The following is a 6,855-nucleotide window of genomic DNA, read 5'->3' as shown; positions in this document are numbered from 1 at the left end:
CTACCAACTACCAACTACCAACTACCAACTACCAACTACCAACTACCAACTACCAACTACCAACTACCAACTACCAAGGAACAGTGTATGGTTTTGTTTTTAATATCAAACTATGCAGGTTTTAACACAGGCCGCGGTGGTCATTATTATTCTTTAAGACAAATGGCTGAATCTATAGCCGAAAGTAGAAAAGTCGTTACTATTGTACTTGGTGAAGAAATGCCATTAGCATTAGTAGGAATGAAAGATACTTATCATATTTCTACAGAATTACATTTACAAAGAAAAGGATTGAATGACGCCATAAATAAACTAAAGACACTTAACTTTTTATACAAATTGACTACTGTCCATGCTTATGATGCAAAATCTGTGTACATAGGCGCTCATATTGCAAAAAATATAAAAGCGTCTTTTTTGCTTACTAAATGCGGAGGAAAAGTTCCGAAGAAATTCTATCCTAAAGTAAACACTTTAGTTGTCTTTCATGAAGAAGACTATAATCACTTTTATAATTACAAAAATAATTACCAGAACCTTTATCTGATTCCAAATAGAGTCAAACCAGCTCTTTATCTCGAAGAAAGACAGAACCAAATAGAAAGTCTGAGAGAAGACGACGCCTTCCATGTCACAAAAATAGGTAGGATAGGCAGTTATTACTACAAAACATTAATTGCTGCAATTAGGTTCTGCGCTGAGATTCAAAGTCATGACTATCCCGTAAAACTAACCTTTATTGGTTACGAAGAGTCCGAAGACATTACTAAACAACTAAACATATTCGCTCAAGAATTAAATGTAAAACTGACTATTCACTCTGATAGTAATTATACATCGAACGCATCTGAATTAATTTGGGCTTGCGATATAGCAGTTGGCACTGGTAGAGGAGCTATGGAAGCTTTATCAGCAGGAAAAATATTACTATTCCCTGTCACTAACTTTGATTATCCGTGCTTATTTAATGATAAAACCGCCTTCTATGCCATGCATGACAATTTTTCTGAAAGAGTTAAACTGCCTAACGAGCTACTTAAATACTGTGACCCTAATTATATTAAAAGCTTGTTGTCCGATAAAGCTTATAGGCAAAGTCTTAAAACGTTCGGATACAATACATTTCATACAAGTTTCAACGTAGATGTGGGTGCTAAAAAAGTAATGGCTATATATGATAACGAACGAAACATACGACCAGTCTCCGGATGGCACTTGCTTAGATTGCGCCTTCATTATATTAAACTGTCTTTCAAATATAGGACTAAGTCTTTTAGGTATCGATTAAAAAGATTGATACGTTTATAAATAGTAATCTTTTAATATTCAAGCGCTACAACGTCATACATTATAAATGTTATTATTTTAAGCTTATTTAAAACTAAATACTTAATATCTTTCCATTAGCAGTTACGTACTTTGCTTCAACAGTCATTTGATGCCCTGTTTTCTGATATATGGTCTCTTTCACCGTATTAATCAAATATAGTATGTCTTTGGATTGAGCGCTTCCATTGTTTACAATAAAATTGGCATGCAATTTCGATATTTGTGCATCTCCTTTACTCATACCTTTGAATCCTAATGATTCAATAATTTTTCCTGGTGGTCCATAATCTTCATATATATCAGGGTGACTCATAAATACAGAGCCACAGTTTGGTTGTTTTCTTGGAAACTTCTTGCGACGCGAATGAAGTATTTCTAACATTTCTTGACGTATGTCATTCTTATTATGTTTATTAAGTTTTAACCCAACTTTTACGATAATTTCGTCTTTATTTTGAAAGGTAGAGTTTCGATAGAAAAATTTACTTTCTTGATTGGTGTAATACTTTACGTATCCTTTATTGTCAACGGTTTCCACATATTCAACCACACTACCAATACCTTGTCTTTGACTACCGCCATTCATAACAATAAGACCGCCAAGAGTACCAGGTATACCACAAGTATGTTCAATACCTGACAAGCCTTCTTGCATAACTATTTTAGCCAAGTTTGGCACCCATACACCAGGCTCGGCAGTAATGTTGACATCATCTATTTTTACTTTTGAGAAACTAGAGCCTATTTGTATAACGACAACGTGTAAGCCTTCATCAGAGAATAACAAGTTTGTTGTATTGCCTATAAAAACTGACTCTAGTTCGTTTAGATATAACCATTGCCTTATCTCAATCAGTTCTTCTTTATTTCTTGGACGGATGATAAGATCTGCCTTTCCACCTACCTTCCACTGACTAAGCTTTGACAAAGATGCGTCAAGCTCTACAATTTCAGGAAAAGTCTCTTTAATCTTTTTCTTATACCAGTTGTCCATGTATACTTACCCAATCATACCACTACAGTTTGCACCAAGAGATTTCAATTTGGGTATGAGATCAACATATCCACGTCCAATTTGCCAAGCATCAGTGATAACAGTTTCTTCTTCAGCAGCTAAACCACATAGGGTTAAAGCAATACCAGCACGTAGGTCTAGAGCTTTGACTTCAGTACCTATCAATCCGCCGCCATTGCCCATTATTTTGAGTATATCTCCTGATATTTCATAGTGAGCTCCCATACGAGCCATCTCTTTTATATATCCATAACGACCAGGAAAACGTAGATCTATAATCCGCGACTCACCTTGAGCTTGTACAGCCCAAGCTGCTAAGATAGGTTGTACATCTGAGTTTATACCTGGATGCGGACCAGTACTTATTTCAAGTGGAAAACAACAGCCGCCGCGTACAATAAGCGAGTTTTCTCCCCTATATAGCTTTGCGCCTGCCGCTCTTAAATGAGTGAGTACCACTTCTAAATCTTGATACGGAAAATCGTAAATTTCTATATCACCTTTAGTGATAACCGCGGCAGCTAACCACGTAATGGCTTCCATATTGTCGGATATTACTCTATGCCTTACACCCTTTAGTTGATCGACACCAATGATTTCAATATGCTCTTGTCCAAAAACTTTGATTTGAGCTCCCATATTATTAAGCATTGACACTAAGTCTAGTAGCTCTGGACGGATATGAGGGTTCCAAATACGTGTAACTCCTGTCGCAAACGTTCCTGCTAAAATCGCATTTTCTGTCGCACCAGTTGAACGCATTGATAGATGTATATCAGCACCTACTAACCTACCTTTTACCTCTGAACATAAATAGTCACCTTCCTCCCATATCTTAGCTCCTAGCTTTTCAAGCAACATGATATGTAAGTCGTATTTACGCTCTCCTAGCTTACAACCTCCTGGTAAAGGTACTTTTGCTTGTCCAAAACGTGCTGTCAGAACACCTAGTATGAGTAGCGTATTTCTAATCGAACGTCCTTCCCAAGTCAGACTCGTTTCCAAATTATTATTTTCTTTTATTATAATTTTATTAGGAGTTAGATATTTTGTTTCTTTGCCCAAAGCCTGAAGCATATCTACATGTACTTGAGCATCCAAAAGCTGCGAAGGGTAATTTTCTAATATAACGTCTTCTTCAGTTAGGATACTGGCAGCCAACAATTTTAAAGCTGAGTTCTTAGCACCTGCCAGTTCTACCTCACCTTCTAACTTACTTTTTGCAACTCTCAACACATTTTTAAACATAAAAGAACTCATACTATTTCAACAGTTATATAGTTTTGTCAGGTAATTAGTTTATAGTTGGCTGCACGAAAAATCGCTCTTAGTAGACAACAAACTTGTCTTTATTAACATGATAAGTAGTCAACATATTGCTGAGCAATATTTTTAGGTAAGAACTTATCATCAAAGTCAACTTTAAAAATTTGTGGCTTTGCCATTAGTTCTGTCATTTTAATTGCTAGAGCGTCTATATCGTCTACAGGTACAAGGCTACTTTCAGGCAGCATCTCACTTGGTCCGGACTGACAATTAGTACTGATGACTGGTGCGTTTAATGCCAGCGCTTCTTGTATTACCCTAACAAAACCTTCAGAACGTGAAGACAAGACAAATCCTTTGGCATCTTTCATAAAAGGATAGGGATTTTTATTAAACCCTAAAAATATGACTTTATCAGATATTCCTAGTTTTTTAGCCAACTCTTTTGTTTGATCAAGCATTTTACCTTTACCTAACAACACTAAAGGATAGGCCATAGACGATTTAGCATAAGCTTTTAGCAACACATCATGAGCCTTTTCAGGCTTAAAACTACCTACATGCAATAAATATTGATTTGATTTAAGTACATCATGGGGTAGCTCTAGTGAACTATCGGCTAACTGCTCAATTGACACTTTATCAAAAGCATTATAAATAGTGGTACTAGTGATATCTGAACCTAAACTCGCTTGTAAATCACTCTCCACACCTTTTGAAACACAAACACAGGGACTACTCTTATAGATTTGCTTGAGTTCTTCAATCTTATTGGCTGCTATTGGACTATCAATTAGATTAAACTTGTTAGACATTGTGTTTCTAATAACATACATAAGATTTGGCAGCTTGCTATGAAACATGATTCGGTCTGCAGCAATAAGATTAGATAAGATAATATCTGGCTGACCGATTTTGCTTAAAACATATTTATCAACTGTTTTAGCAAACAACTGATAACGAAGCTGAGGATTCGGTATCAGTTTATAAGGTTTAAACCGTAACACATGATATATTAGGTTTGGATTGAGGTCATACTCTACGAGGGGTTTGAATCTTAATATATGTACCTCATAACCTAGCTCATGAAAGCCTTGTCCTAAAGTAAGTACAGAGCGTTCTGCGCCTCCACCTTGTAGACAATTAATGACTAGTAGTACTATTTTAGAATGTTGATTCATCTCTTATGGCTTATTTTGGATTAATAGTTAACTCGATAGTTTTGAGATCGATGATTAACTACTCTCTCCAGTATTTTTCAATCCATCCTACTGGCAAGATAAAATGGCGCAGATGGCGTAGTGGTTTTTTAAGGTTTTTAGGTTCTTTCAATCTTTTCAAATGGTCTACTGCATTATTAGCAGCGTTTTTGTTATATCTTCCCTCAATTGCATGAGTAGGATACAGATCACCTGGGAAGATAACGATGCGTGCCCCTTTAGGGATTTTTGGTTCTTTGATATAATTTAGCGGGAACGGTTGACGACACTTACGTCTAAAGTGGGCCACCCATTTTTTCGGAAATAATTTAACACCATTTGGCGCATTACGAGTTACAAAGCGTTGCTCAAAGCGGTATTTATCAGCGATGCCTTGCGGATCGGCTTTAAATTTTTCTTGAAGAGATACCAATGAACCAACTTGAAAACGAAAGCAAGACGTTTGGCCCAGTCGCTCTAAGGGATTACTTGGATTATAAGACAAGATAACATCATCAGGTTTACCATACTCAAAAAAAGGATCAAGGCTATCGACGATAATGACATCCAAATCTACAAATAGAACAGTTCCTGATAAATCACCTAGCTTTTCACCCCAAAGTCGTGACTTTGGCCATTTACCTAAGGTATTGGTTGGCATAGTTACATCTAAAGGAGGCAGTTCTTGACACTCAATCTCTGAACGAACGTTTGTAGTATCGTCAGTAAAGCAGATGAAGCGAAATGGTGGCGTGATGTTACGTGATACCATACCGTAGAGCTTATTGGCATAGTCAGCGCCGTATTTAGTGCCCCATTTAATACAGATGATTTGCTTGATATCATTGTTATGTGCTGCTTTTGTACCTATTGGCATCGAAACTACTCACTTTAGATAGTATGAATAAATAATATGCTCCGTATATTAACATAAAAAAAAGACTGAACAATTATGTTCAGCCTTTTTAATTCTTCTAGATAATGTTAATCAATAAAGCTTAACCAGTCCATGTACTTCTCATTACGCCCGTGTACCACATCAAAATACAAGGTTTGTAGCTTTTCGGTCAATGGACCGCGACCACCATTACCGATAGTACGGTCATCATATTCACGAATCGGTGTGACCTCAGCAGCAGTACCAGTCATAAAAATCTCGTCTGCTAAGTAAAACTCATCACGCGTGATACGGCGTTCAATGACGTTTATACCTAAGTCAGCTGCGAACTGCAAGATAGTACGACGAGTAATACCATCTAGTGCGCCGCCAGATAAATCTGGGGTATGTAGTTCACCGTTCTTAACTAAGAATAAATTCTCACCTGCACCTTGACACACAAAGCCTTGTGGGTCCATCAAGATGGCTTCGTCATACCCGTTACGGGTAACTTCTTGGTTAGCCATAATAGATACTGGATAGTTACTTGAAGCCTTGGCTTTACACATAGTGACGTTTGGCATGTGGTGTGTATAAGAAGATGTTTTGACGCGGATACCGTTTTGGATGCCCTCGTCACCAAGATATGCGCCCCAATGCCAAGCCGCAACCATCGCGTTGATACTGTTGCCATGTGAGGATAGGCCTAGCTTTTCTGCGCCAACCCAAATAAGTGGACGAATATAAGCTTCTGCTAACTCATTTTGTTTAACCACATCTTTATGTGCTTGCTCAAGGGTAGCCGCATCAAAAGACACATCCATTTGAAAGATTTTTGCAGACCCTAACAGACGCTCAGTATGCTCTTTTAAACGGAAGATTGCTGTACGATTATCATCAGTTTGATAAGCACGTACCCCTTCAAACACAGCCATACCATAATGCAAACTATGGGTAAGTACATGAACTTTGGCATCAGGTTGTTCAACCATTGTGCCGTTCATCCAAAGCTTGCCTTCCTGTGTTGCCATATTCATGTAAGAATCCTTATGTTAGTACTATCGACTAACTTTTTATTGAGTTTTAAGTAAGTGTTTTAATTAAAATTGTATGCTTACACCGAGTCCGTATTAGTGCGTAAATGATTATATCATCGGCAAGCCAAACAA

The 6,855-nt window shown here is 37.3% G+C and carries 6 protein-coding genes; 1 reads left to right on the top strand and 5 read right to left on the bottom strand.

Annotation, left to right across the window (positions count from 1 at the left end; translation table 11 throughout):
* Positions 1 to 1,308: glycosyltransferase family protein (locus tag ACTXGH_RS08835; RefSeq protein ID WP_443561731.1), on the top strand; the 1,308-nt coding region annotated here is incomplete at its 5' end.
* A 73-nt stretch (positions 1,309 to 1,381) separates the two neighbouring features.
* On the opposite strand, the gene murB is transcribed toward ACTXGH_RS08835, so the two are convergent.
* The 5 genes from murB to ACTXGH_RS08810 all read right to left on the bottom strand — a co-directional run bounded on the left by murB (position 1,382) and on the right by ACTXGH_RS08810 (position 6,723).
* Positions 1,382 to 2,323: a UDP-N-acetylmuramate dehydrogenase gene (gene murB / locus ACTXGH_RS08830; protein WP_439296220.1), complete on the bottom strand. Its 942-nt coding sequence runs from the start codon at positions 2,321 to 2,323 to the stop codon at positions 1,382 to 1,384.
* 6 nt (positions 2,324 to 2,329) lie between these two features.
* On the bottom strand, positions 2,330 to 3,592 hold the full coding sequence (locus tag ACTXGH_RS08825; RefSeq protein ID WP_439296221.1) for a UDP-N-acetylglucosamine 1-carboxyvinyltransferase: 1,263 nt from the start codon (positions 3,590 to 3,592) through the stop codon (positions 2,330 to 2,332).
* Between the two features lie 104 nt (positions 3,593 to 3,696).
* Positions 3,697 to 4,791 (bottom strand): glycosyltransferase, encoded by a 1,095-nt coding sequence (locus tag ACTXGH_RS08820; RefSeq protein ID WP_439296222.1) that lies wholly within the window; start codon positions 4,789 to 4,791, stop codon positions 3,697 to 3,699.
* A 58-nt stretch (positions 4,792 to 4,849) separates the two neighbouring features.
* The gene (locus ACTXGH_RS08815) at positions 4,850 to 5,686 is read right to left on the bottom strand and encodes a glycosyl transferase (RefSeq protein ID WP_439296223.1); all 837 of its coding nucleotides are present in this window, start codon (positions 5,684 to 5,686) and stop codon (positions 4,850 to 4,852) included.
* Positions 5,687 to 5,793: 107 nt separating this feature from the next.
* Positions 5,794 to 6,723 carry a branched-chain amino acid transaminase gene (locus tag ACTXGH_RS08810; RefSeq protein ID WP_439296224.1) on the bottom strand — a complete coding sequence of 310 codons (930 nt, stop codon included), beginning with the start codon at positions 6,721 to 6,723 and terminating at the stop codon, positions 5,794 to 5,796.
* Positions 6,724 to 6,855 lie beyond the last annotated feature (132 nt).

It is taken from the genome of Psychrobacter sp. 1Y10 (genome assembly GCF_052259005.1).
Taxonomy (GTDB): domain Bacteria; phylum Pseudomonadota; class Gammaproteobacteria; order Pseudomonadales; family Moraxellaceae; genus Psychrobacter; species Psychrobacter saeujeotis.
This window is presented reverse-complemented; position numbering and strand designations above follow the sequence as displayed.